Annotated in this window: 19 protein-coding genes and 1 pseudogene; 7 read left to right on the forward strand and 13 right to left on the reverse strand. The window is 58.1% G+C overall.

Features of this window, described 5'->3' with window-relative positions:
- Positions 1–304 precede the first annotated feature (304 nt).
- Positions 305–1,496 (forward strand): annotated as a pseudogene (locus QP982_RS08975) (IS3 family transposase).
- 81 nt (positions 1,497–1,577) lie between these two features.
- Here the strand turns inward: QP982_RS08975 and QP982_RS08980 are convergent.
- Positions 1,578–2,855 (reverse strand): MFS transporter, encoded by a 1,278-nt coding sequence (locus QP982_RS08980; RefSeq protein WP_284870443.1) that lies wholly within the window; start codon positions 2,853–2,855, stop codon positions 1,578–1,580.
- A gap of 261 nt (positions 2,856–3,116) precedes the next feature.
- Here QP982_RS08980 and QP982_RS08985 point away from each other — a divergent pair, with 261 nt between their 5' ends.
- Complete coding sequence (locus QP982_RS08985) at positions 3,117–4,694, forward strand: NYN domain-containing protein (RefSeq protein ID WP_284870445.1); 1,578 nt, start codon at positions 3,117–3,119, stop codon at positions 4,692–4,694.
- Between the two features lie 181 nt (positions 4,695–4,875).
- Here the strand turns inward: QP982_RS08985 and QP982_RS08990 are convergent, their stop codons facing one another.
- A complete protein-coding gene (locus tag QP982_RS08990; protein ID WP_284870446.1) occupies positions 4,876–5,730 on the reverse strand; it encodes a PspA/IM30 family protein in 855 nt (284 codons plus the stop codon).
- Positions 5,731–5,891: 161 nt separating this feature from the next.
- Between QP982_RS08990 and QP982_RS08995 the strand changes: the two genes are divergently transcribed.
- Positions 5,892–7,193 (forward strand): serine hydrolase, encoded by a 1,302-nt coding sequence (locus tag QP982_RS08995; RefSeq protein ID WP_048732252.1) that lies wholly within the window; start codon positions 5,892–5,894, stop codon positions 7,191–7,193.
- A gap of 104 nt (positions 7,194–7,297) precedes the next feature.
- On the opposite strand, the gene trxA is transcribed toward QP982_RS08995, so the two are convergent.
- From trxA to QP982_RS09045, 10 genes are all read right to left on the reverse strand, one after another.
- Complete coding sequence (gene trxA / locus QP982_RS09000) at positions 7,298–7,678, reverse strand: thioredoxin (protein WP_016421700.1); 381 nt, start codon at positions 7,676–7,678, stop codon at positions 7,298–7,300.
- Between the two features lie 142 nt (positions 7,679–7,820).
- Positions 7,821–8,669 carry a fumarylacetoacetate hydrolase family protein gene (locus tag QP982_RS09005; RefSeq protein ID WP_016421701.1) on the reverse strand — a complete coding sequence of 283 codons (849 nt, stop codon included), beginning with the start codon at positions 8,667–8,669 and terminating at the stop codon, positions 7,821–7,823.
- An 89-nt stretch (positions 8,670–8,758) separates the two neighbouring features.
- Positions 8,759–9,955 (reverse strand): acyltransferase family protein, encoded by a 1,197-nt coding sequence (locus QP982_RS09010; protein WP_049170073.1) that lies wholly within the window; start codon positions 9,953–9,955, stop codon positions 8,759–8,761.
- Between the two features lie 142 nt (positions 9,956–10,097).
- Complete coding sequence (gene dnaB, locus QP982_RS09015; RefSeq protein ID WP_049170075.1) at positions 10,098–11,690, reverse strand: replicative DNA helicase; 1,593 nt, start codon at positions 11,688–11,690, stop codon at positions 10,098–10,100.
- Positions 11,691–12,425: 735 nt separating this feature from the next.
- On the reverse strand, positions 12,426–12,878 hold the full coding sequence (gene rplI, locus QP982_RS09020; RefSeq protein ID WP_005511982.1) for a 50S ribosomal protein L9: 453 nt from the start codon (positions 12,876–12,878) through the stop codon (positions 12,426–12,428).
- Between the two features lie 100 nt (positions 12,879–12,978).
- Positions 12,979–13,545, reverse strand: a complete 567-nt coding sequence (locus QP982_RS09025) for a single-stranded DNA-binding protein (RefSeq protein ID WP_049170077.1) — start codon at positions 13,543–13,545, stop codon at positions 12,979–12,981.
- A gap of 121 nt (positions 13,546–13,666) precedes the next feature.
- Positions 13,667–13,954, reverse strand: coding sequence for a 30S ribosomal protein S6 (gene rpsF / locus QP982_RS09030; RefSeq protein ID WP_005511978.1), 288 nt, complete (start codon positions 13,952–13,954; stop codon positions 13,667–13,669).
- A 311-nt stretch (positions 13,955–14,265) separates the two neighbouring features.
- Complete coding sequence (locus tag QP982_RS09035) at positions 14,266–14,457, reverse strand: hypothetical protein (RefSeq protein WP_016421704.1); 192 nt, start codon at positions 14,455–14,457, stop codon at positions 14,266–14,268.
- Complete coding sequence (locus QP982_RS09040) at positions 14,458–16,935, reverse strand: transglycosylase domain-containing protein (RefSeq protein ID WP_284870447.1); 2,478 nt, start codon at positions 16,933–16,935, stop codon at positions 14,458–14,460.
- A gap of 11 nt (positions 16,936–16,946) precedes the next feature.
- Positions 16,947–17,318, reverse strand: a complete 372-nt coding sequence (locus tag QP982_RS09045) for a DUF5318 family protein (protein WP_224783765.1) — start codon at positions 17,316–17,318, stop codon at positions 16,947–16,949.
- A gap of 259 nt (positions 17,319–17,577) precedes the next feature.
- Here QP982_RS09045 and QP982_RS09050 point away from each other — a divergent pair, with 259 nt between their 5' ends.
- From QP982_RS09050 to QP982_RS09065, 4 genes are all read left to right on the forward strand, one after another.
- The gene (locus tag QP982_RS09050) at positions 17,578–18,663 is read left to right on the forward strand and encodes an inositol-3-phosphate synthase (protein ID WP_016421706.1); all 1,086 of its coding nucleotides are present in this window, start codon (positions 17,578–17,580) and stop codon (positions 18,661–18,663) included.
- Positions 18,664–19,186: 523 nt separating this feature from the next.
- The gene (locus tag QP982_RS09055; RefSeq protein ID WP_070429059.1) at positions 19,187–19,678 is read left to right on the forward strand and encodes a MarR family winged helix-turn-helix transcriptional regulator; all 492 of its coding nucleotides are present in this window, start codon (positions 19,187–19,189) and stop codon (positions 19,676–19,678) included.
- Between the two features lie 158 nt (positions 19,679–19,836).
- Positions 19,837–20,769: a universal stress protein gene (locus tag QP982_RS09060; protein WP_016421709.1), complete on the forward strand. Its 933-nt coding sequence runs from the start codon at positions 19,837–19,839 to the stop codon at positions 20,767–20,769.
- A 46-nt stretch (positions 20,770–20,815) separates the two neighbouring features.
- Complete coding sequence (locus QP982_RS09065; RefSeq protein ID WP_070429060.1) at positions 20,816–21,229, forward strand: hypothetical protein; 414 nt, start codon at positions 20,816–20,818, stop codon at positions 21,227–21,229.
- 155 nt (positions 21,230–21,384) lie between these two features.
- Here QP982_RS09065 and leuS read toward each other — a convergent pair whose 3' ends face one another.
- Positions 21,385–24,303 carry a leucine--tRNA ligase gene (gene leuS / locus QP982_RS09070; RefSeq protein WP_284870448.1) on the reverse strand — a complete coding sequence of 973 codons (2,919 nt, stop codon included), beginning with the start codon at positions 24,301–24,303 and terminating at the stop codon, positions 21,385–21,387.
- Positions 24,304–24,335: the final 32 nt, after the last annotated feature.

Raw genomic sequence — 24,335 nt, forward strand, 5'->3', positions numbered from 1 at the left:
AGCGAGAGAAAACATTAACAAACAATTAACCAGAAAGTCAAACCAACGACTCCCAGCGGCTAACCGCACGAAAACATCTCCCCCACATCAGCCAACCAAACACATAAACTGCCTGGCCACGCTGACCTCCGAATACATTACACACACGCCCTTATTTAAGCGAATCCGCTGGTAGCACCATGAAAAAAATTCACTTTAGTTAACCCCGTACGCCAAATCAGAGACTTCCTACGGACCTGACCCCCATGTGGTGGACACCTGATATCCAGCCCAGTCGAGCTGGGAAGAAAGGTAATCTACCACCATGTCCAGGTACTCCGAACAGTTCAAACGCGATGCCGTAGCCCTCTATGAGAACAACGAGGATCTCTCGCTGAACTCAGCATCAGCTGAGCTCGGTATCAACCGTGCCTCGCTACATTCTTGGGTCAAAAAGTACGGCACTGGCAAACGTGCCCGCATTAAAGCCGTGCACGATCAAGCCCAAGCGGCGAATGATTCTGCGCGAATCCGTCAGCTGGAAAAAGAAGTCTCTAAGCTGCGCGAAGAACGCGACATCCTGCGTAAGGCCGCGAAATATTTTGCCGAAGAGACTCACTGGTGATCCGCTTCCAGTTTGTCGATGACCACCGAACCGAGTACTCGGTTAAGCGGATGTGCGATGTGTTAAAGCTGAATCGTTCCTCGTTTTACAAGTGGGTGAGCACCCGTAAAAACGCAGGTTAAAGATGTATTCTGATGCCGTTATTGGTGCAAGAATCAAGACCATCTTCGATGATGAGCACGGGCTTTATGGTGCTAAACGCATCGCCGCAAGCCTCAAGGAGGACACGACGTATACCCCGATCAATCACAAGAAAGTTGCACGCATCATGAAATCCATGGGGTTAAAAGGCTTTAGCAAACGGCGTCGATGCATTACTACCAGGCGTAAGCCTGGTCACCGTGTCATGCCAGATCTAGTAGGCCGCAAGTTCACAGCTGGCGAGCCAAATCGTGTGTATGTCGGTGACATTACTTACCTGCCGTGTAGGGGAGGCAAAAACATGTACCTTGCCACAGTCATTGACACGTATTCACGTAAACTTGCAGGTTATGCACTCGCAGACCACATGCGGGTCTCACTAGTTATCGATGCTCTAGCCCACGCACACGGCGTGCGCGGCAGTCTTGACGGGACTATTTTCCATTCCGATCACGGCAGCGTGTACACCTCACAAGACTTTAGGAACTACTGCTCGTCGTTAGGTGTGCGCCAGTCCATGGGCGCGGTTGGAACGAGTGCCGATAATGCCCTGGCAGAATCCTTTAACGCCACCTTAAAGCGGGAAGTGCTGCGTGATCGGAAAGTCTTTGACAACCCAATTAGCTGTCGTCAAGAGGTCTTCCGGTGGTGCATGCGCTACAACACGCGCAGGCGGCACTCCTGGTGCAATCTCGTAGCTCCTGATGTCTTTGAAGCCGAGACTTCGGCTATACTGACCACAGCAGCATAGCTAGCCCCCGATGTGTCCACTTTCCGGGGGTCGGGCCCTACGGCTCGGTCTCTACTTGTCAGCAACTCAGCAACCGACCAATTACTTAGTCAGAGCCGCCTTGTCACCTGCGAGTCGTCGCCAAGCAGTGGCAGATGCGACACCCATCAGCGCACCCGCCCCCAGAAACACGCTGCCTGCACCCATCGCGGTAGCACCCACACCAGCAATCGGCGGCAGGATGACCTGCGCCAAGCGGTTACCCATTAGCCGGATGGACAACGCCTGAGCACGCACCTCGGCATCCACCAGGGAACTCACCCACGTCATCGACATGGGCATCACAAAGCCCCAGGCCAAACCGCAGATACCAACAGCAATAACCATGAGCCACGCACTCTGCAGCCACGGCATAGCCAAAAGCGGCATGACACCGGCACAAACTGCAATGATAAGGACCCGATTGCGATTAGCTTTGCGCAAAACAGTCGGCATGAGGGCTCGGGAAATAATCGCAAGACCACTACGCGCACCAAGGATCGCCGTCACCTCGGCAACACTAAAGCCCAGTTCACGTCCCAGCACCGGCACATATGCCGTCAACAGGTCAATGGCTACGATGACCGCAATTGAGACAGACATAGCGCTGGACATGCCATCGATACGCAGGATGCTTAAGACCGATGCGCCACTGGCTTCGGCCTGCGCCAGCCGCCTCTCCTCCATCCGGCTGCGGTCGCTAACAGTCGACGCCGGAGAATACTCAGTTGAGCTAGCAGCTTGCACTTCGGCGGCTGCATTTGCTTCGTGCCGTCGATAAGCAGTTGCGACCGGCCAGCCGATGACCAGGGCGACCGCACCGATTCCCGTCATCGTCCAGAGCGCGGAAGTGGTGGCGGTCATGGCGCTGCCGTCGTGGTTGGGAGTGAGCAGACCCGCACCGACGATGCCGAGGAACTGCCCGACGGAGATTCCAAGCGTGAAGTATGCAAAGAGGCTATCAAGCCCGGCGACGCCGCCACGCAGGTGCGAAACCATGCCTTGAGCGGCGATGAGCGTGGTCATGTGGGCAAAACCCAGGGCCACGTAGCCGATCAGAAGAATAGGTAGGTTCGGCGAGAGCGACATTACTGCTGCAGCGATGACGGTGGCGACGAGACCGGAGTACATGACTTCGGTGGCACGATGGCTGTCGACAAGCTTGCCGGCGGGAAGCGCAATAATAAGAGGTACAAGTGAAAATGCGGCAGTGAACCAACCGACGGTGGCGGTGGAACCGCCAAAATCGAGGACTCGCCAAGAAAGCAGCACGCGACCGCCGTTGAAAACCGCTTGCCCCAACACAGTAATGAGAACCAATAGGCCGAACCAGCGTCTCATACCTGTTTGTAACTCCCCTTCTCCTGTGTGGTCGCACTCTTCGCGGGGCGATTTCTTTGCACGTCAATACCTAAATTGATCGGTGCTTTCTCGTCGGCTCGCACTTCTGCCAACCCGCGAAGAACGGTCAAAGCAATGCGGCTTATTAAGAATAGTCCCTGAAGTTAAACATGTTTAGCGCATAGAATGAATTATTCGGGCATCCTTGTCGATGTAACCGGTTTTCTTATTTAGTTAATAAAGAATCAGGAATTAGGAGCCATGCTTGAACGCACATTGGTGTTCGTCGATACGTCATATTTACTGGCGAGCTTTTACAACTCGTGGGAAACCGGAGCCCGCGGGCAATTAGAAATCGACCTTAGAGAAGTAGTTAGTGTCCTTGACCGAATGATTAACCAGCAGCTGAACCAGCCAGTTCAGCGGCAACTTTGGTACGACGGCATCCCGGAGTCGGGGCCGCATCGTTACCAGCGCTCACTGCGCACGATTGATGGTGTGCAGCTGCGCGCGGGTCAGCTCATTGAATGGGGTGACCGACGGACGCAGAAGGCCGTCGATACGCGACTCGTCGCAGACATGGTTGTCGCCGGCCTGCGCAACCAAGTTTCCGATATCGTGCTGGTCTCGGGCGATGCGGACATGCTGCCCGGCGTCGCTGAGGCTTCGGCCGCCGGTGTGCGCGTGCATCTCTACGGCTTCGGCTGGGACTCCATGTCCGGTGCACTTCGCCATGCCTGCGATTCGACGACAATCCTCGATCCCCGCGAGGACTTCGCCGACGCCATGCAGCTCAATGTCCTCGAGGGCCCAATCCCACCGGTCGTCCGCACGAATAAGCCGCTGGGCGATGCCGAACCAATCGAAGATCTCGGTGCCACCTGCGTACCGGATACGCGCATCACTCCTCCGGGCGAGGACTCGCTTGACGACGGCACGGAGAACACTCCCTCCGCTGCCGACGGTGACGTTGCTTCGCCCGAGGCCGGCACTCCGGAGGTTCCGCAGGACCAGCGCGTTGTGCCATCCCCCACGGCTGACCGCGACTCCGACTGTCGCAGCGAAGACAATGCCGCAGCCACGCCGACGGCCAAGGCCGACTCGCCGAAGTTCAACGAGGTCGAGCACGCGGCCAAGATGGGTGCCCGGGAAATCCCGGCGCAGGCTGAGCACCGCGCTGAGGTAGAGCGCACCGGCGGTTCGGAAGCTACACAGGTGGATTCCGCTGCTTCGGGCGTTTCGGCCGGCTCGCCAACACAGCAAACGCAGCCAACGCAGCCAGCGCAGCCTTCTCCAGCGGCCATGCCCGGCGCGACAGTCAACACTGGCAGTGGGGCTGGTAACGACACTGCGAACAACACCGGAGCCGAGAATGCAGGAGCGCCTGCCTCCGATTCCGCGTCGTCGACTGCAACCGGCAGTGGGGAGTCGGCGACAGAGCCGTCGACAAGCGAAGACGGTGCCAACGCGAGTACACCGAAACCAAACCCGCGGCCGAATCCTTCGATGATGGCGCCAAGGAGGAAGCTGCGTAGTCGATACGTGCCCCTGCCGAACGAGGTGTGGGCATCCGCGGGTTTCCAGACGCCGTTCGATGTGGGACAGCAGTACGCGAACTGGTGGTACGAGAATATTGCGAACGAGCAGGCGCGCGATAGTGCCCACTTGCTCTCTGGTGGTGGGCTGCCGCCGGACATTGATCGTCCGCTGCTGCAGTTTGCGTGCGAAACCCTGCACGAATACACGCTGACGGAGACGCAGCGCGTCAATCTGCGCGATGGTTTCCACGCCGGTATCCGCGGGGTGCTGCTCGCGCGGAAGAACGGCGAATTGGAGTAATAGCGCGCCTCACGGATTCGGCAGTTTCGGTGGCTTCAGCACTGCTGGCGCTACTGTCGCTGCTGGCGCTGCTGGTGCGAGAAAGTGTCGGGGTTTATGTCAGTTTAGGGTGGTTTTTCCCGCTCAAACTGACATAAACCCCGACACTTTCTTGTTGACGATTGTTGGCAACTGGTGAACGCTACTTCGCTTCGTCTGCGTCCGTTGTGGTGTCCTCAACGGCCTCAACGGACTCGACAGCCTCGGCGGACTCGGCGGACTCCAGCTCGCCGGCGTTATCCTTCGCGGCAGAACCGGATTCGAGAGCAGCGTTTTCATTACTCATCTGGGCACGAATTTCGGCCAGACGCATGTCAGCAGCGGCATCGCGAGTCGAAGTCTCGATCTCAGCCATGCGACCTGCCTGTGAGGATTCCGCGAGCTCCTGAGCGCCCAACGCATTGGCGTAGCGGCCTTCAATCTTCTCACGGACCGAATCCAAAGTCGGCACATTCGGATCCTCGGAAATACCCTGCATGCTCTGGAGAGTCTTCGACGCGGTCTCTTGCATCTTGGCCTGATCGGCCTGCGACTCCAGCTTGCGGATATCCTGCTTAATCTGCTCGTAGCGAGCCTGCGACTGCTGCGCCTGACGCTGTGCCTCCTCAGCAGCAGATACGGCCTGCTGGTGGAGCTGCGTAGTATTTTCCAGCTCCTTTTCAACATTCACCAGCTGGGTGGCAAACACCTCAGCAGTGCTTTCCATCTTCTGTGCAGTGGCCTCATCGCCCTTGGCACGAGCCTGATCCGCATTGGCGAGTGCCTGGCGGGTGTTCTCGGTAATCTTGTCACGCTCAGAGGTCAACCGCCCCAGCTGCATTTCCAGCTGATTGCGGTTGCCGATGATAGCCGCAGCCTGACGCTGAATCTCCTGATGGCGCTGACGCTCGGCCTCAGCTGCCTGTGCAATCTGAACCTTCGGATCCGCATTGTCTTCGATTTTCTTATCAAACGAAGACATCATGTACTTCCAGCCCTTGGCAAATGGATTAGCCATGCAAATCCAACCTTCCTCAACATATGCGGAATAACTAATCGGAACCGAGAAGATTCCATCTCTTAAAAAATTGTACGTGAGCTAGCTCGCTCTCTCTCGGCAAACGGAAAGAGCTGGTTACCGACAAGCAAGACTCCCCCAGAGTTGTAAACTCTCTAAACATGGTTCATTGCCCTCAACGCGCGTACCGCGGACTTGCCGCGAGTCTCGCCGCGGTAATTACTCTGTCAGCAACTGCGCCGCTGGCTAACGCGACAGTCACCGCAACTGCTGACTCCACCGATACCGGTGCATTTTCGCAGGTAGTCGTAGCAGCTCCATCGTCAACGGAGCCGGCTAAGCCCTCCGACGCAAAAACCAAGAAGACCACCGAAAAGCCAACTGAAAAGGCTCCCGAGAAGAGCACAGGGCGAACCGCAGAGAAGTCGGCGGAACAGTCGGCTGAGAAGTCGGCAGAGAAAACCTCTTCACCGACATCGGAAACGTCCTCGACGGAGCCGTCGGAAAGCACTGTGAAAAGTGAGCCGAAGGAGTTTCCCCCACTTGTGCCAGGGGCGAAGACCCAGTGGGGCCTTGGCGTGCAAACTCGTCTCGACGAAGTGACCGAGAAGTTCGATGCTAAGGGCGGCATGCTCGGCATGGGCATTCTGGATCGCCAGACCGGTGAGTTCATCTGCAACTCACACTGTGATGATGTTTTTCGCCTTGCCAGCCTGATGAAGGTATTCGTCGCCGATGTTGTGGCCTATTCCAACTACACGCAGCCGAAGAAGGGCGAGATCGTCGCTGGCCAGGGCGATATGCCGGTTGAGGGCAATCCCGACGCCATGCTGCGCGACGACATGATTCGATACTCCAACAACGAAGCAACTGACGAGCTGTGGGATTCCTACGGCGGTGTACGAATCGTTGACAATGTCCGGCAGCGCTACGGTCTCTCGGATAAGACCGTCGGCTCGCCTATGTGGGGAGCCACCACCAGTACGCCAGCCGACATGGTCGCCTACTTTGACCGCATGCTGAGCGAAGAAGGCGGGCTGAGCGACACGGAGACCAAATACATGCGTCAGCTGATGTACTCACTGCCGCGCTACTCCTACGGCGATGCAGACCAGAACTTCGGTCTGCGTGCAGCGCTACCGAAGGAAACGATTGCCAACAAGTCCGGTTGGTACGAAGAGCAGCACACCACTGCCGGATTCCTTGGCGACGATGACCGTTACGCTATCGCGGTTCTGGGCAAAAACCTGACCGCCAACGAACTCACCGAAGCTGTCAAGCACGTGTTCCCAGACGGGCAGGTTCTGCCAACAGGTGAGAAGGAGACAAAGCACGCCCGCACCAGCGCACCACTGTCGATTGAGGAGGACTCAAACAAAGTCGCTCCCGCCCTGTGGGCGCTAGTAGCAGCACTCGCTGGCTTTGGTATTGGCTGGCTCATTCGTGGCCAGCGCGCGGACTAGATACAAAAAGCCCCCGCGCGCTTGAGGGCTAGTTCAGGCGCGGGGGCTTACGCGGAAGTGCTCCAAGTCGGAAAACGCACAGTATGCGGGCTGAACCGCAGAGTTTACTCGGTAGCGCTATCCTGTGCGGCCTGCTCGGCAATTTGCGCACGGACATCATCCATGTTCAGCTCCGAAGCCTGGCCAACCAGATCGCTCAGGGCGGCCTCCGGCAGCACACCAGAGTGCTGGAACAGCAGGATTCCCTCGCGGAAAACAAACAGCGTCGGAATCGACTGAATGCCCAGGGCCGCCGAAACCTCCTGGTTGGCATCGGTGTCCAGCTTTGCGAACACTACCTCTGAGTGCTTCTCCGAAGCCTTCTCATAAATCGGGGCGAACTGGCGGCACGGACCGCACCAGGATGCCCAGGCATCAACGAGCACAATGTCGTTGTTCTGAATAGTCTCAGCGAAAGTCTCGTTCGTAATATCAACAGTTGCCATGGGTCTAACTCCTCTTACTCTTTAACGTCGTGTTCTAACTTCACGTTCTTTACGTAGGTTTTTACCCGTTAGTCTCCCACAACGCACGCGGGGGTCGATTCATTCCCGCCGGGTTCGCGGGAACGTCGTAAAGCGGCGCGTGCTAGTGGTTGATGCGGACAGTGTTGGCTTGTTTACCCAGGCCATCGATGGTGATGACCATTTCCTGACCATCCTGAAGGTAGGTCTGCGGGCTCATGCCGTGGCCAACACCCGCCGGCGTTCCCGTGGAGATGACATCGCCCGGGTTCAGCTGCACGAACTGTGAGATGTAGGCGATCAACTTCGCCGGGGAGAAAACAAGGTCCGCAATCGGTGCATCCTGGCGCAGCTCCCCGTCGACGTATGTGCGCACCCGCGCGGAGTCCGCATCGAAAGCATCGGCCGTGAGCATCCACGGCCCGAAAGCACTGGCGCGCTGCAACGTCTTCCCCTGTAGCCACTGCGCGGTAGCGTACTGGAAATCGCGCTGAGTGAAGTCATTCATAATCGCGTACCCAGCGATAGCGTCCTGTGCCTGCTCCTCCGACACCCGCAGGCAGGTCTCGCCGACGATAACCGCGAGCTCGCCTTCGTAATCGAGCTTCTCCGCGCAGGCCTCCGGCACTCGGATATCATCCTTCGCACCGGCGACGGCATCGGCAAACTTCGCGAATAACGTTGGCACCTCGGGGCGCTGGTGCCCCATCTCGTCGATGTGCGCGGCATAGTTCAAGCCGACGCAGACGATTTTGCCCGGCCGCGTAATCAGCGGTGCGAACGCCCACGCGCTCTCCGCCATGACGTTGTCAGGGTTGTTCCCCGCCTCCGCCAAGAGTTCTTCCGCTTCACGACGCCACGTTGGCCGCGCTAACACATCTCCGAGACAGTGGTCATCAAAAAGGACCGCTACGCCGTCGCCGAGAACAGCGGCGCGGGTTGCACCCTGGTATCGCAACGTTGCTAGACGCATGGCTTTCTCATTTCTTCATGGCTATTCTCTGTGTCACTTCTGCCGCCTGATCGGCTCCCGGTTCCACGCTACCGCCTTGTTGAGCTGAATTAGGAAGCAGGTTCGCTCTTAGGCTGCCGCGGAGCCTCGCCTTCAGGCAGGGAAGAAGGATTCTGACTGCGCTGAAGGGCACGCTGCCCCGGCGTAGTCATGCGCACTACCCACACAGGACGGACAAAGAGCCACCCGGCACCGATGGCAAGCAGCAACCTGTGCAGACCAAGACACAGCATCGCCGCAATGATAGTCACCAGCGGCGTCATGATGACCAAATGTGGGTCCTTCGGCAGAATGAGGTCACAAATAATCATGACCACAACCAACATTGGAATGTGCATGAGGAAGATAGGCAGCGTTCGGCCGCCAACCTTTTCAAAAGGCACAACTAGGCGAGTGTTCTGCAGCATCGCCATAATATTGATTGCAGCCAGTGCGCCAGTGGTGGACAGGTACACGCGGGTGAAGCCGACGTTGCCTTCGTTAAAGCTCGAGTAGGTCGCCTGCACCCAGATCGCCACCGACAGAAACGCCGTCAGCGTCACTAGTAGTGCGAGACCACTGCGACGCTGTGCCATCCGGAAGATCCAGGGCGCGCCGTACATGCCCAGCACGTAGAAGAACAGCATTTTGCTGACAAAGTCCCACGACCAGCTGGACGAGGCAAAAGGCGCCCATGCACTAATGAGGCCTGTAACGATGAGCTGAATCACCGGATGTACCCAGCGGAATGCTCGTGTGAGAATTGCGAACAGCGCCAGCGCCCACAGGAACCATAGGTAGGAAGTTGGTTCGATGATCGCGTGAAGCGTGTTGTAAATTCGCGGCCCCCACGCGCTATGGTCTGTAATCGGCGCCGGAGACACTATGCCATCGGCATCCACGTGCGTATACGGCATGAGGAAAAGCACGAAGTCACGCAGTGGAACCCAAATCACGTAGAGATAGACCATCACCCAGATTCGGCGATTGGCTAACTTATGCCACGACTCCTTGAGTGCCTTGCCGGCAAAGAGACCAGATAGCAGGAAAAACAGCGGCATACGGATTGGTCCGAGGAAGAAGTTAATCCCCGCCCACTGCGCCGTGTAGTAACCGTGCGCTTGCAGCTCTGTGATGGCATGGCCAAGCACAACTAAAAGAATGCACAGCCCCTTAGCCGCATCTACCCAACCGACGCGCTGTTTCGGCGCACTCTTCTGCCTTTTCGCTTTGGCCTCCGCTGCCACGGGAGCGGCAGTTGGTGACATAGTGCTTCCCCGCTTCCCGACGACTCCGCGTAACCCTCAAAACCTTCAAAACCATCAACGCACGAAAACTCGCCCCATTGACTGTCACTCACCTTACCTAGCCACCCGGATTGCACTAATTCTGGGTGGCTAGGCCAGGCACCTAGAGAGAACCGCTGGGCTCCTCCGCCAGGTTGGCGAACCTGGAGTAGTGCAGCTGGTGGGCCACAGCAATGCTTCCGGTCGGTCCACCACGGTGCTTTGCGACGATAATATCCGCCTCACCAGCACGTTCATGGTCAGCCTCCTGCGAGTCCGGCCGGTAAATCAGCATGACGATATCGGCATCCTGCTCCAGCGAACCCGACTCACGCAGGTCCGAGACCTGTGGCTTCTTATCTGTGCGAGCTTCCGGACCACGGTTCAGCTGCGAAATTGCAATCAGCGGTACCTCGAGTTCCTTCGCCAACAACTTGAGCTGACGGGAGAACTCCGAGACCTCTTGCTGTCTGGACTCGACTTTTTTACCCGAGCTCATCAGCTGCAGGTAGTCGACCACAATCATCTTCAGATCGTGCTTCTGCTTCAGCTGACGTGCCTTCGCGCGAATTTCCATCATGGTCAGGTTCGGCGAGTCATCAATAAACAGCGGAGCATCACGAATCTTGTCGCCGACCTCGACCAGCTTTGTCCAGTCCCGCTCATCCAGGTCACCGGAGCGCAAAGATGCCATGTTGATTTTCGCCTCTGCGGACATGATGCGCATCATGATTTCGTTGCGCGACATTTCCAACGAGAAAATTGCGCTGGTCATGCCGTTGCGAATCGATGCCGAACGCATGAAGTCCATCGCCAGCGTGGACTTACCCACACCCGGACGGGCCGCAATAATCACCATCTGACCTGGGTGAAGGCCATTTGTCAGCTTGTCCAGGTTGGTAATCCCCGTCGGCACACCCTGCGCCAGACCGCCGTTTTGGGTAATAAGATCCAGTTCCTCTAGCGTGTCATCCAGGACATCGGCGATGGGAACGTAGTCATTCTTCGTGTTCTCACGTCCAACGCTGAAGATGAGCTGCTGCGCCTCATCCACCAGCTGCTCCGGCTCCGTGTCCTCCGCGCCCGCATAGCCAATCTGGGCGATTTTCGTGCCGGCCTCGACCAGGCGACGGATTGTCGCCTTCTCCGCAACAATGCGGGCATAGAACTGCGCATTCGCCGCCGTTGGCACCAGGGAGGCCAAGGTGTGCAGGTACAGCGGACCACCGATGCGCTCCAGGTCTCCAGTTCGATCCAGACGACCTGCCAGCAAAATGGGGTCAATTTCCGAGGACTCACCGTAGAGGTGCAAAATCGCCGAGTAAATCGTCTGGTGCGCTGGCCGGTAGAAATCCTCCGGCGTCAGCTGCTCGTACACATCCGCAACGACCTCTGAGTTCAGCAGCATCGCGCCGAGCACACTCTGCTCCGCCTCGATATTGTGCGGCGGGGTGCGCTCAAAAGTCGCGCCCGCGACCGCACTCGCACGAGCGCCACGACCACGGTCTCGCTCCCAGTCCCGCGCCCCAGATCCGCTTGCCGACGATCCGTTGCCCGAGCTCTGAGAGAAGGAATACTCCTCCGGTGGCGCATCCTCTACCGGCGGTTCCGGGGGCAGCGGAACGTCATCGAAGGAATCATCGTGGGAATTCACCGAGTAGGACGACGCCTCGTCCCCTGCTCCTGAATGACCACCATCACCTACAGGCTGACTCATCGTGAGCAGCTCCTCCCCTTCTGGACCACTTAGGTGCCTTTTCAACCCTGTTGCTGACTGACCGTCACACTCAATATGCCTGTTCCGCCCGCCAGCATTGGACACCTGACTACCTACCGCAGTTATACCTGCTCGAGCGGATTGACGGACCTGTAAAAGTACCCTTTAAGGCCCCAGAAAACAATCCTCGACAGGGGTTATCCCCGAAGTTATCCACAGCACCTGTGGATAAGCCTGGGGAGAACATGTGCACAATCAAGAAAAGTCCAGGTGAACGGTCCGTAACCCTAAACCGCCGCTTGAATGTTAACGGGGGTAGCGGAGTTTCAACCCGAAAATATTCTATCTACGCAGGTCAGTGCGTATTTGCCTTAATCCTGCACAAATGTAATCCTCTGTTACCCCTTTAGCATCGATGCTGCTCATGCGGAGATTATTAACGATGAATTAATAAAAATCTCGTGCACTCCAGAAGAGTTATCCACGGCAGCCAGGCAAGTTACCCACAGGTTTATCCACAGAAATCATTGTTAGCCTGTGGACAAGTCGTAGACGCTCTTTCCAGCACCTGCGTAAAAGGCTTTAAACCAGCCTTAAACCACGAAAAGCCCTGACCTTTCACTACGAAAGATCAGAGCTTCACGTGTGCTGTTGTCATTGGGCCTCAGAGCCCGCGCAGTCTTTAAACGCGGTGCTCGTCAGCCGCCGTCAAAGTAAAAACTCTAAACCGCGAACTTACGCGGCGACGACCTGTACGGAAACATGCGCGGTAATCTGCGGGTGCAGCGCGATGTCAACGGTGTGCTTACCAAGGGACTTGATCTGGCTCGGAGCAAGCACGACTGCGCGCTTGTCGATAGCCTGACCGGAAGCCTTACGAACTGCATCGGCGATGTCACCCTTGGTGACAGAACCGAACAGCTTGCCATTTTCCGAAGCCTTCACAGCAACGGAGACGTTGTCGAGCGAATCAATCTTCTGCTTGACTTCACGTGCATGGTCGAGGTCGCGGATAGCGCGAGCCTCCTGGGCACGACGAATGCCCTCGATCTGCTTTTCTGCGCCGCGGGTGGCAACAATTGCCAGTCCGCGAGGAAGCAGGTAGTTACGTCCGTAGCCGGCCTTGACCTCAACGATGTCGCCTGCGACACCGAGCTTGTCAACGTCGGCGGTGAGGATCAGCTTCATGATCCCTGCCTTTCGCTGGATATGTCTTTAAAAGATTATGAGAATTGTGGATGCTAAATCTGCTGCAAACTAGTCACGTAGTGCCGTGGCTGGAAGGAGCTTAGAACGGAGGCTCATCGCCGCCGAAGCCGCCACCGGCCGGAGGAGCTGAGTTCCACGGATCTTCCGCAGGAGCTCCGCCACCAAAACCGCGATCGCCCTGTCCACCCTGGTTGCCCTGGTTTCCACCAAAGCCACCGCCGAAACCACCACCGGCATTTCCACCCTGGCTGCGGTTACCGCCGCCAAAGTTTCCACCGCCGTTGCGTGGAGTGCGCGTGACCTGAGCTCGAGCGAACTTCAGGGACGGGCCCACCTCATCGACCTCAACCTCAAAGACGGTACGACGCTCGCCCTCGCGGGTCTCGTAACTGCGCTGGCGCAGACGACCCTGGACGATGACGCGCATGCCCTTGGAGAGACTTTCGACAGCGTTCTCCGCTGCCTCACGCCACAGGCTGCAGGTGAGGAACATGCCCTCGCCGTCAACCCACTGGCCATCTCGGTACACCCGCGGAGTCGACGCGACGCGGAAGTTCGCGACGGCGGTGCCGTTCTGGGTGTACTTAAGCTCCGGGTCAGCAACCAGGTTGCCAACCACTGTGATTTGTACGTCTCCCTGAGCCATGCTTCTTCTCCTCGGTTGTATTCTGTCGAGCTGATGATGGGGCTTTCGCCCGCTATCCTACGGCTTTCGCATTACCGGTGTGCCCCATTCGAGCACTCTAGCTACGCAAATATGACGCAGATTAACGATCAACCCGCAGCACCTTGGTGCGCAGGATGCTGTCGTTCAGATTCAGACGACGGTCGAGTTCCAGCACGGTTGCGGACTCGCAGGTGAGGTCGACGACAACGTAGATGCCGTCTTCCTTCTTCTCGATCGGGTAGGCGAGGTGGCGCTTACCCCAGATGTCCACCTTCTCCACCTTGCCGTTCTCCTTGCGGACAACGTCGAGGTACTTCTCCAGGGACGGGCCTACGGTGCGCTCATCCTGAGACGGATCGATAATAATCATTACTTCGTAGTGACGCACGGACCTCATCACCTCCTATGGTCTAGTTCTTGTATTTCGGCTACACAGCGTGGTGCGCTGGCACTGTCTTTCATGCCAACCGCTATGCAGCAGGAGGATCGTTGCGTCAAGCAACCCTGCCAGGGTACCGCAGGCAGAGGTATATGTCCTAATCGCAGGCGCCGTCGGCAAGCAGTACTGGCAAGCGGCGTCGGAGCACCGAATAGAAAGAGACGCACACAGAGCTACTGCGTGCGTCTCTTTGAATTGTGAAGTTGTCGCGTGCTTGGTGGGCAGTTAGCGCTCTAGCAGCTAACTACCTGGCCTGCGTCCTACATTGATGTCGAGGAAGCATGTGCCAACGCAATAATCACCGGAATGACTGTCGCGAATAGGAAGGCTGCCAGGCACAGAGCCCAAATGATTGCCGGTTTCCACTTCTGCATGAAGCCCCAAAAGGCCGTGCCGAACATCAGGAAGCCGATCGCGACGCAGACGATGGTGAAAATCACCCACGTATCCACTTACTGTCCACCTCCAGGGTTACCGGGGTCTCCGCCGCCTTCATTGCCACCGCCGAAACCACCGCCTCCCGGAATCGGGATGGGCAGTAGGTCAGCGATTCCGCCGCCACCGCCGCCGCCATCGCCACCCGGAACCGGAAGCGGTGCAGGCTGCTCCTCGGAGGACTCAGAGGTCGACTCCTCGGCCGACTCCTCTTCTGTGGTCTCCGGGGCAGAGCCCTGGTCATAACCAGAGTCAGAGGTCGACGGCGCCTGGTACTGCGGCGCACCTGCAACACCACCGATTGGTTCCGGCTTGGTGAAGTACTCAAAGTCCTCGTTGGCCAGTGCGTTATCCATGGTGTACTTCCACAGATCGCCCGGAGTTTGGGCACCGTACATGATGCCACCGTAGGCGTTGTAGAGCGCCGAACCATCGACGTTGCCAACCCACACTGCAGTCGACAGCTGCGGTGTCGAACCGATCATCCACGCATCCTTGTTCTGGCCGGTGTCACCCAACTGCGTAGTACCGGTCTTGGCGGCCGACGGGCGACCACCACTCAAGGGCTTGTTGCTGTAACCGGCAATAGGCTCCATGGCCGATATCATATTGGTGGCCACTGCCTTGGAAACTCGACGGTCGCCCTTGTCAGCGTTGGACTCGTAAACAATCTCGCCCTTGGAGTTTTCGACCTTCTCTACGAAGTGAGTCTGCTGATAGACGCCATCGTTAGTCAGGGTAGCCAGACCAACGGCCATATCCAGCGGACGTGAGAGGTACTGACCCAGGGCGATACCGTCCTGCGAGTGACCGTTGTCGTCCATCAGAGTCTTTTCAATACCCGGGATGGACTCAGCCACGCCCAGACGATGAGCCATTTTGGCGGTGTCATCCGGACCATTCTTCAGGTCGCGCTGCAGGCGAATAAACGGGGTGTTCAGCGACTGCTTCAGGGACTCATAAAGCGGAAGCACGCCACCGCCGGCACCGCCGTCGTTGTGCAGAGTGACGTTACCGGACTGCACAGGTGCCGAAGAGTACTGCGCGGTCAGTGGAATACCTTGATCGAGAGCTGCTGCCAGCGCAAAAATCTTGAAAGTAGAGCCGGTCTGCAGACCGCTGTTTGCGTAGTCCCAACCAGTCGGATCGTCGCCACCGTAGTAGGCGCGGACAGCACCGGTCTTCGGCTCCACCGAAACGATGGCGGCACGCAAACCCGTTGACTGATCGACGTAGTTTTCCATCGCATCGAGGGCAGCCTGCTGTACCGTCGGGTCAATGGTCGTCGTAATGCGAAGGCCGCCAGTGTTGACCTCCTGCTCGGAGATACCTTCGCGCTCCAACTCAGCCAGCACCTGATTCTTAATCATGGCAGCCGGGCCGGGCTCCGGAGCCTGCTTCGGCGCCAACGCCGGATCGATGGTCTCCGGGTACTGCATTCCCGCGCGGTCCTGCGGCGAGACGATGTTCATCTCCACCAGACCATCGAGGACGTAGTTCCAACGCTGCTCCGCCTCTGGACGGTTTGTCCACGGATCCAGTGCGGATGGACGCTGAATCGAGGCTGCCAGCACAGCACCCTCTTCGGCATTCAGCTCACCGACTTCCTTACCGAAGTAGGCCTTCGACGCTGCCGCGATACCGTATGCGTTACGACCGAAGTAAATCGTGTTGAGGTAGGCCTCAAGGATTTCGTCCTTAGTCCACTCCCGCGCCATCTTCGCCGACATGACCAGTTCCTTGGCCTTACGGGTCAGCGTGCGCTCATTGCCCACCACAGCATTCTTGACGTACTGCTGCGTAATGGTCGAGCCGCCACCGGCACTGGAATTACCAGTCACGACTCCCAGAGCCGCACGGGCATAACCAGTCAAGGAGAAACCCGGGTTGGTATAGAAATCACGATCCTCAGCTGCCAGCACTGCATTGCGTACAGCATCCGGCACCTTGTCGATAGTGATGTTGCTTCGATTACCGCCCTCGGGGACGATGCGCGTGATTTCCTTTTCACCAGTACGGTCATAAATCACCGCAATCTGACTATTGGCCAACTCTTCTGGCTCCGGCACGTCCGTTGTCGCATAAGCAACACCGAACACAACTACCGGCAACAGCACGACCAACGCCACGGCTAGACCGAGCCACGCTAAAATTCGCCGCTTATTATCAGTCGGCTGTTCTTCTTGCGCCATCGAGCTTTCCTCTTCATGGTCATCTGGTTCATGGTCATCTGGGGCGTACTGCCCCTTCGCCGGATCCGGCTCGCTTGCCGACGTCATCTCTGAACCGGTAGCCAGACCCTCGTCATTGCCACCGACCGAAACAGCATCAATGCTGTCACTGGAATCGTCGTCAAGCGATGCGTCATCGGAGTGTGCGTGCGTATTGAAGGAATCAGCATCCGGCTGATCCCACCACTCGCCTGATGAATTAGAACCCTGGCCCTCGTGAGGGCTGTTAGGACCGCCTGGGCTATCGGGTCGATCATTGCTCACGGGTGCTCTCCCTAGTTTTCTGACTCTTCTCGAGCTGCCTGAAGTGTCCGGGTCAGGAAACTCCACTTGCAGTCGGGGCACACCTCAACTTCTTTGACGGTGCACGAACCATATTCATTAACTATTGCGGATAATTCGTTTTCAGTACAAGCAGAGCCGGAACGACGGCCCAAGTTTTCTCCGAACACCCAGAATACGAGTCGGAGGTCGAATTTGCGACATACTGGGCACTCTTCCTGGGACTTTCTGCCGTGAAAACGCGCGGCAGCGACCAGCCGAGCATCGGCATCACAGAGTGATTTCCGTGAAATCTCCCCTGCACGCCACTGCTCCAATAACTGCTTCTTGAGCAAGGAGTGATCGATCTCGCCCTGCCATGTCATCACGAAGACAGATTAGCAGGCGCGTGCGGGCTGATTTCACCCCCGCTTTATCGGTACACACATGCCCCCTCACGGTTTGAGCATCGGCAAAAAACGCATAAAGGTATAACGTCACGCTCGTTACCTCAATGCGTGCACCCACTCACGGCCGCACCGCTGGCGCAAGGCCCTGGTGCGGGGTCCTGATGCGAGTTCCCGGTGTGAGTTCCCGGCGCGAGGTCAAAGCCTCCGAGCACATAGTTTCAAGGAGAATTACCAAATGAGTTCAATTCGCGTCGCTATCGTCGGCGTCGGCAACTGCGCCTCCTCCCTGGTGCAGGGTGTCGAGTTCTACCGCGATGCAAAGCCCGATGAGACCATTCCTGGCCTCATGCACGTCGTCTTCGGCGACTACCACGTCTCCGATGTCGAGTTCGTCGCAGCTTTCGATGTTGACGACAAGAAGGTCGGAAAGGACCTCTCCGAGGCCATTGTTTCCTCCGAAAACTGCACCATCAAGATCGCCGATGTCCCGACTCTCGGCGTTGAGGTTCAGCGCGGCCCGACCCTGGATGGCGTTGGCAAGTACTACGCGGACACCATCGACGAATCCCCGGCTGAACCGGTCGACGTTGTTCAGGCGCTGAAGGACGCCAAGGTCGATGTCCTGGTCTCCTACCTGCCGGTCGGTTCCGAACAGGCTGACAAGTTCTACGCACAGTGCGCCATTGACGCTGGTGTAGCCTTCGTCAACGCCCTGCCGGTCTTCATCGCTTCCGACCCGGAGTGGGCCAAGAAGTTCGAAGACGCAGGCGTTCCGATTGTCGGCGACGACATCAAGAGCCAGGTCGGCGCAACCATCACCCACCGCGTCATGGCCAAGCTATTTGAGGACCGCGGTGTTCGCCTCGAGCGCACCCTGCAGCTCAACGTCGGCGGCAATATGGACTTCAAGAACATGCTCGAGCGCGACCGCCTCGAGTCCAAGAAGATCTCCAAGACCCAGGCCGTCACCTCCAATCTCACCGGTCCGCTGGCCGGCAAGATCGACGACCGCAACGTCCACATCGGCCCGTCGGACTGGGTGGACTGGCTGGATGACCGCAAGTGGGCCTACGTCCGACTCGAGGGCAAGGCCTTCGGCGAGGTGCCGCTGAACCTTGAGTACAAGCTCGAGGTCTGGGACTCCCCGAACTCCGCTGGCATCATCATCGATGCTGTTCGCGCTGCCAAGATCGCCAAGGATCGCGGCATCGGCGGCCCGGTCTACGCCGCTTCTTCCTACCTGATGAAGTCCCCGCCGAAGCAGCTTGCCGACGATGTTGCGCGAGCACAGCTCGAAGCGTTCATCAAGGGCGAAGACTAAAAGGCACAAGCACTCAAAGGTATAAGCCAGCAGCTCCGAGAGCATGTTCCTTGAAAAGCGTCAGCCGGTTACCCATGCGGTAGCCGCTGGCGCTTTTGTGCTTCTCTAGCCTCCCCGCGCCCTCCCACGCTCTTCTCGTCCTCCTCGCCCTACTCGCTGCTGCGCCCATCTCGTCCCCGCCATGGATGCGTGCGCTGCAGTCGTCGTAAAGCTGACAGCAATACGTCCGAGAGGATTGATTCGCGAGATATATCACAAGTCGAAAGTATTCGCGAGAGTAGCCGTATGGCTACCTCCAAGCCAACGTTCTAAGTACAGAAGAAGTGACACTTTAGGGGGTTTCTGCCAGCGCTGAAAAACCTTATACGCAGATAGGTTTAATGCTTTGTGCTGGGGGTTTAGATGATCGATGGAGAATTCCTGGTGATTTTATTGCCGAAATCACCAGTTGTAGAAAAATAAATAGCACCTCAAATAAATTTCGTATTGGCAACTAGCACTGTTCGCATATAACATCGTCGCTATGACATTATCTTCGGGCTCGATTGGCAATCCTGATGCCGTTACTCCTCTGTCGCTCGCTAAGCGCATTCGCCCTCTCCTGACTCGCGCTGAGCTGCTCTACAGTCGCCGCTCCTCGGAGTCCCAGCTCAGCCGCGCGCAGCTGTCCATCATGATGACCCTGGAGGCACTGGGCGCCTGCCGTATCAGCCAGTTGGCTGAGGCCGAGGCCATCCGCATGCCCACCGCCTCCAACGCCGTGCACCACTTGGAGGTCGCCGGCATGGTGGAGCGCGTCCGCGACAGCAAAGACCGTCGTGGCGTCCGCGTTGAACTGACCGACCGTGGCCGTGAAGAGCTGCACCGTGTTTCTGAAGAGCGCGATCAGCAGATGGCTGAGATGTTCAGCACGCTGAGCCAGGAAGAGCTGGAATTTGGCGCTGGTCTTGAGACGATTCTGTCCAAGATTCTCGAAAACTACCCGGAGCACCCAAAGACAAACCCAAACGTCTAGTCTCTTTTCCAGCTAGCCCTGCCCTCTTTAAGCCCACAGGCAGGATACATAGCTTTTACACTTCCTCGGTGCCGTTTTAAATATGCCCGCCTATCCACGTAGGCTATTACCCAGAAGCACCACTTGGATATTTCTGAGTAATCACAGGAGGATTAGCGATGGCTTCCCGCCCGCTTCGTATCATGATTGCGTGGCGTCCAGGCGAGTACGGCACCGAAACGCTTGCTTACGCCGCTTGGTTAGCTCGCACCACGAAGGTGCAGATTCGCGTTGTCAGCGCACTGTCGCGCGGCTGGCCGCTGACCTCACTGGCTCGGTTGAGCACCAATGACTCCTGGGTTTCCCACGAAACCGAGTCTCTTGAAAAAATCATCAAGGATGAGCTTAAGCTCGCTGGCCTGCGCAAGGGCATGCTTGACGACGATGCCGTACGGATCATCGAATCCTCCAGCGAATCCACAACTATCTGCAACGAAGCCGAAGAATTCGAAGCCGATGTGGTTTTGCTTGGCACCCGCCGAAGCAATACCAAGGACTGGACCGCCAAGAACCGCAGTCGCTTTACTGCGGGATCAACCTCTGATGCGCTGCTGCATTACTCGCCAATCCCGCTGGGATTGGCGATCCCCGGCGCGAAGCTTTCTAAGCACGGTGTGACCCGTGTCAGCATTTGCTACATTGACACCCCGCAGTCCCACCATGCATTGAATAAGGCTGCTGACCTGGCATATCGCTGGGAAGTTCCCCTGCGCCTGGTCTCGTTTACGCCTCGTGGTGCGACCATGTACCCAACGGAGAACGGCTACGGCCCCTCCTCTGACCTGATGATTGAGTGGCGCGAGCAGGCTATGGGGCTGCTCGACCGCGGTATCGACCGCGCACATACCCGTTACCCAGACCTTTCCGTTGATGCGGAAGTGGCGTCCGGCAACGGTTGGGAAGAGGCCATTCAGTCCATCAAGTGGAAAAAGGGAGACTTGCTCGTTTTGGGTTCGTCTACCCTTGGCCCATTCGGACGAATTTTCATCGGCTCGTCGACTAACCACATCGTTCGCCACAGCCCGGTGCCAATGCTGATTACTCCGGCCTAGTATGGCAGGCACATCAGACGGCATTTAGAGGCGAGGGGAGCAGAAGGTGGATAATTCACCGAAGCGCAGTACACCAGAGCGCAATGAGGATGAAATCTTCGACGAGCTTGAGCGCAAGATGTATTCCGGAAAGCGTGCCTACATCTACACCGCGGGTGTGATTCTTACGACGCTGCTCGCGGGCCTCATTATCGGCATCGCCGGCGCCATTGTCGGTGGCCCCACCTGTGATGCGGGTAAGTCCAGCTTCCTCTGCTCCCGCACTTGGGAGATCCTTTTCCCCGTTGTCCCGGGCGTAATCTCCCTGGTCGGCTGCCTTTTGGGCTTCTGGCAGACCTACGTGGAGTGGAAGAACTTCCGCAACTGGCGCGCGTGGCTCGCTATGTGCTGGGTGCTCATGCCCTTCACTTTGATGTGGATGCTCTCCACATTCGGTGTCCTGATTCTGGGCGTTAAGTAGGGGTAAGAGGCGGCCAGCTTCGGAGCCACCCCTTGAGGCTTTTGCGAGAAAGTCTCAAGCGAGAAAGTGTCTGGGTTTATGACAAATTTGAGTCGATTTTAGGCCTCAAACTGTCATAAACCCAGACACTTTCTTGTACGCATTAGCCTCCCTGGTTACTTCTTCACAACCAGGTTGACCATCTTGCCCGGAACGACAATGACCTTCACGATATTGCCACCGGCGTTTTCCACAGCTGCGACAACCTTTTCGTCGGCACGCGCGGCGGCCTCGATGTCCTCGCGGGAAGCATCGGTAGCCACGTCAATGCGAGCGCGAACCTTGCCGTTAATCTGAACTGGCAGCTCAACGGTGTCGTCGACCAGCCACTTCTCGTCAACTGCCGGCCAGGGGCCGTGTGCCAGGGACTCGGTGTGGCCGAGACGGCTCCACAGTTCCTCCGCAATATGCGGCGCCACAGGGCCAAGCATGAGGGCCAGCGGCTCCACGGCGGCGCGCGGTGCACCGGCCGAACCGTAGGTCTTAGTCAGGTAGTTGACGTACTCAATGAGCTTTGCGACGGCCGTGTTGTCACGCAGCTCTGCGTAATCGGAGGTAACCCCTTCCACGGTGCGGTTGAGGGCCTTGAGGTCGTCGTCGGAAAGCGCTGCGTCCGTGACGGCGAGCTCACCGGAGTCCTCATTGACCACCAGGCGCCAAGCGCGCTGGAGGAAGCGCTGCGAGCCGACTAGATCCTTCGTCGCCCACGGGCGGGAGGTGTCCAGCGGACCCATGGCCATCTCGTAGACGCGCAGGGTGTCAGCGCCGTAGTTGTCGCAGACCTCGTCGGGGGAGACGGCGTTCTTCAGGGACTTGCCCATCTTGCCGTACTCCTGGAAAACTTCCAGGTCAGAGCCGTCTTCGGCGCCGCCCGGGATGAGGAACTTACCATCGCGCTCAACAACCTGATCCGCCGGCTGGTAGACACCACGGGCATCGGTGTAGGCGTAGGCCTGGATGTAGCCCTGGTTGAACAGACGGCGGTACGGCTCCTTGGAGGTCACGTAGCCGAGGTCGAAGAGGACCTTGTGCCAGAAGCGGGAGTAGAGCAGGTGCAGCACCGCGTGCTCGACGCCGCCGACGTAGAGGTCGACGCCGCCTGGATCGTCCTTACCGTGCGTCTCCGGGCGGGGGCCGGTCCAGTAGCGCTCGTTTTCCAGGTCGACGAACTTTTCAGCGTTGTTCGGGTCGATGTAGCGCAGCTGGTACCAGGAGGAACCTGCCCAGTTCGGCATGACGTTGGTGTCACGGCGGTACTTCTTCTTGCCGTCGCCGAGGTCGAGCTCGACGTTGACCCAGTCAGTGGCCTTGTCCAGTGGAGCCTTTGGCTCGGTGTCGGCATCGTCCGGGTCGAATGTGACCGGTTTGTAGTCCTCGACCTCCGGCAGCTCGACCGGAAGCATGGACTCGGGCAGTGCGTGGGCGTGACCGTCCTCGTCGTAGACGATGGGGAAGGGCTCGCCCCAGTAGCGCTGGCGGGCGAACAGCCAGTCGCGCAGCTTGTACTGGACCTTCTCGTGACCCGCACCTTCCTTCTCCAACCACTCAATGACGGTGGCGATGGCGGTGTCCTTGTCCAGGCCATTGATGTCCAGGCCGGAATCATTGGCGGAGTTCACGCACGTACCGTTACCGACGTACGCCTCCTTTGCAATGTCACCACCTGCGACGACCTCGCGGATTGGCAGACCGAAGGCAGTGGCGAACTCGTAGTCGCGCTCATCGTGGGCCGGGACAGCCATGATGGCACCGGTGCCGTAGCCAATCAGGACGTAGTCGGAAATGAATACCGGCACCTGCTCACCGCTCACCGGGTTGGTGGCGTAAGCGCCCAGGAAGACACCGGTCTTTTCCTTGTTCTCCTGGCGTTCCAGGTCGGACTTGGAGGCAATTGCGGCGCGGTAAGCGGCGACGGCCTCGGCTGGGGTTTCCTCGCCGAAGGTCCAGCGCTCATCCACGCCCTCGTAGGAACCGCTGCCGGCTTCGACCAGCTGATCCACCAGCTCGTGCTCAGGAGCGAGCACCATGTAGGAGGCTCCGAAGAGAGTGTCCGGGCGAGTGGTGAAGACCCTGATCTTGGTGGAGACCTTCGGGCCGACCTCGGCTGTGAAGTCGACCTCGGCACCGCGGGAGCGGCCGATCCAGTTGCGCTGCATGGACTTGACCTTGTCCGGCCAGTCCAGCAGCTCCAGGTCGTCGACCAGGCGATCAGCGTATGCGGTGATGCGCATCATCCACTGGCCCAGCCGCTTGCGGAACACCGGGAAGTTACCGCGCTCCGAACGGCCCTCGGCGGTCACTTCCTCGTTGGACAGCACAGTGCCGAGGCCCGGACACCAGTTGACCATCGAATTCGACTGGTAGACCAGACGGAACTCATCCACGGCTTCGCGCTGCTCGGTCTCGCTGAGCTCAGCGTAGACGCGACCGTCCTTGGTAGCCATCTCGCCCGACTCCAACAGTGGAATCAGCTCATCGATGCGACGGGCCTTCTTCTGATCCTCATCGAACCAGGCGTTGTAAATCTGCAGGAAAATCCACTGCGTCCACTTGTAGTAGTCCTGGTCAGTGGTCGCGAAAACACGGCGGCGGTCATGGCCAAGTCCCAGGCGGCCCAGCTGTCGCTCCATGTTGGCGATATTCGTTTCCGTCGTCACGCGCGGGTGCGTACCGGTCTGGATTGCGAACTGCTCCGCCGGCAGGCCGAAGGCGTCATAGCCCAGGGTGTGCAGCACGTTTGCGCCCTGCATGCGGTGGAAGCGCGCGAAGACGTCGGTGGCGATGTATCCCAGCGGGTGGCCTACGTGCAGACCGACACCGGACGGGTACGGGAACATGTCCTGGACGAAAAGCTTGTCCTTCGGCGGAGTCGAGCCGTCGGCAGCTGCCAAATCGCCCACCGGGTTGGGGGCGTAGAAGGTGCCGTTATCTTTCCAATACGCCTGCCACTTTCCCTCTAGCTGAGTCGCCAGCTCGGGGGAGTAGCGGTAGTCGGTGGCTTCTGCCGAGGACGAGGACTTTTCGCTGTTGGTCATGGTCTCACAGTCTAATAGGTGCGTTTGGCACG

Source organism: Corynebacterium sp. MSK019 (assembly GCF_030232425.1).
GTDB lineage: Bacteria > Actinomycetota > Actinomycetes > Mycobacteriales > Mycobacteriaceae > Corynebacterium > Corynebacterium jeikeium_D.

Coding starts and splice junctions, on each gene's coding strand:
- QP982_RS09045 (WP_224783765.1), bottom strand. CDS start 17,318: ATGACATGGCAGGGCGAGATCGATCACTCCTTGCTCAAGAAGCAGTTA.
- QP982_RS09060 (WP_016421709.1), top strand. CDS start 19,837: ATGGCTTCCCGCCCGCTTCGTATCATGATTGCGTGGCGTCCAGGCGAG.
- QP982_RS08990 (WP_284870446.1), bottom strand. CDS start 5,730: ATGGCTAATCCATTTGCCAAGGGCTGGAAGTACATGATGTCTTCGTTT.
- dnaB (WP_049170075.1), bottom strand. CDS start 11,690: ATGAGTCAGCCTGTAGGTGATGGTGGTCATTCAGGAGCAGGGGACGAG.
- QP982_RS08995 (WP_048732252.1), top strand. CDS start 5,892: ATGGTTCATTGCCCTCAACGCGCGTACCGCGGACTTGCCGCGAGTCTC.
- leuS (WP_284870448.1), bottom strand. CDS start 24,303: ATGACCAACAGCGAAAAGTCCTCGTCCTCGGCAGAAGCCACCGACTAC.
- QP982_RS09050 (WP_016421706.1), top strand. CDS start 17,578: ATGAGTTCAATTCGCGTCGCTATCGTCGGCGTCGGCAACTGCGCCTCC.
- QP982_RS09005 (WP_016421701.1), bottom strand. CDS start 8,669: ATGCGTCTAGCAACGTTGCGATACCAGGGTGCAACCCGCGCCGCTGTT.
- rplI (WP_005511982.1), bottom strand. CDS start 12,878: ATGAAGCTGATCCTCACCGCCGACGTTGACAAGCTCGGTGTCGCAGGC.
- QP982_RS09010 (WP_049170073.1), bottom strand. CDS start 9,955: ATGTCACCAACTGCCGCTCCCGTGGCAGCGGAGGCCAAAGCGAAAAGG.
- trxA (WP_016421700.1), bottom strand. CDS start 7,678: ATGGCAACTGTTGATATTACGAACGAGACTTTCGCTGAGACTATTCAG.
- QP982_RS09055 (WP_070429059.1), top strand. CDS start 19,187: ATGACATTATCTTCGGGCTCGATTGGCAATCCTGATGCCGTTACTCCT.
- QP982_RS08980 (WP_284870443.1), bottom strand. CDS start 2,855: ATGAGACGCTGGTTCGGCCTATTGGTTCTCATTACTGTGTTGGGGCAA.
- QP982_RS08985 (WP_284870445.1), top strand. CDS start 3,117: ATGCTTGAACGCACATTGGTGTTCGTCGATACGTCATATTTACTGGCG.
- QP982_RS09025 (WP_049170077.1), bottom strand. CDS start 13,545: ATGGCTCAGGGAGACGTACAAATCACAGTGGTTGGCAACCTGGTTGCT.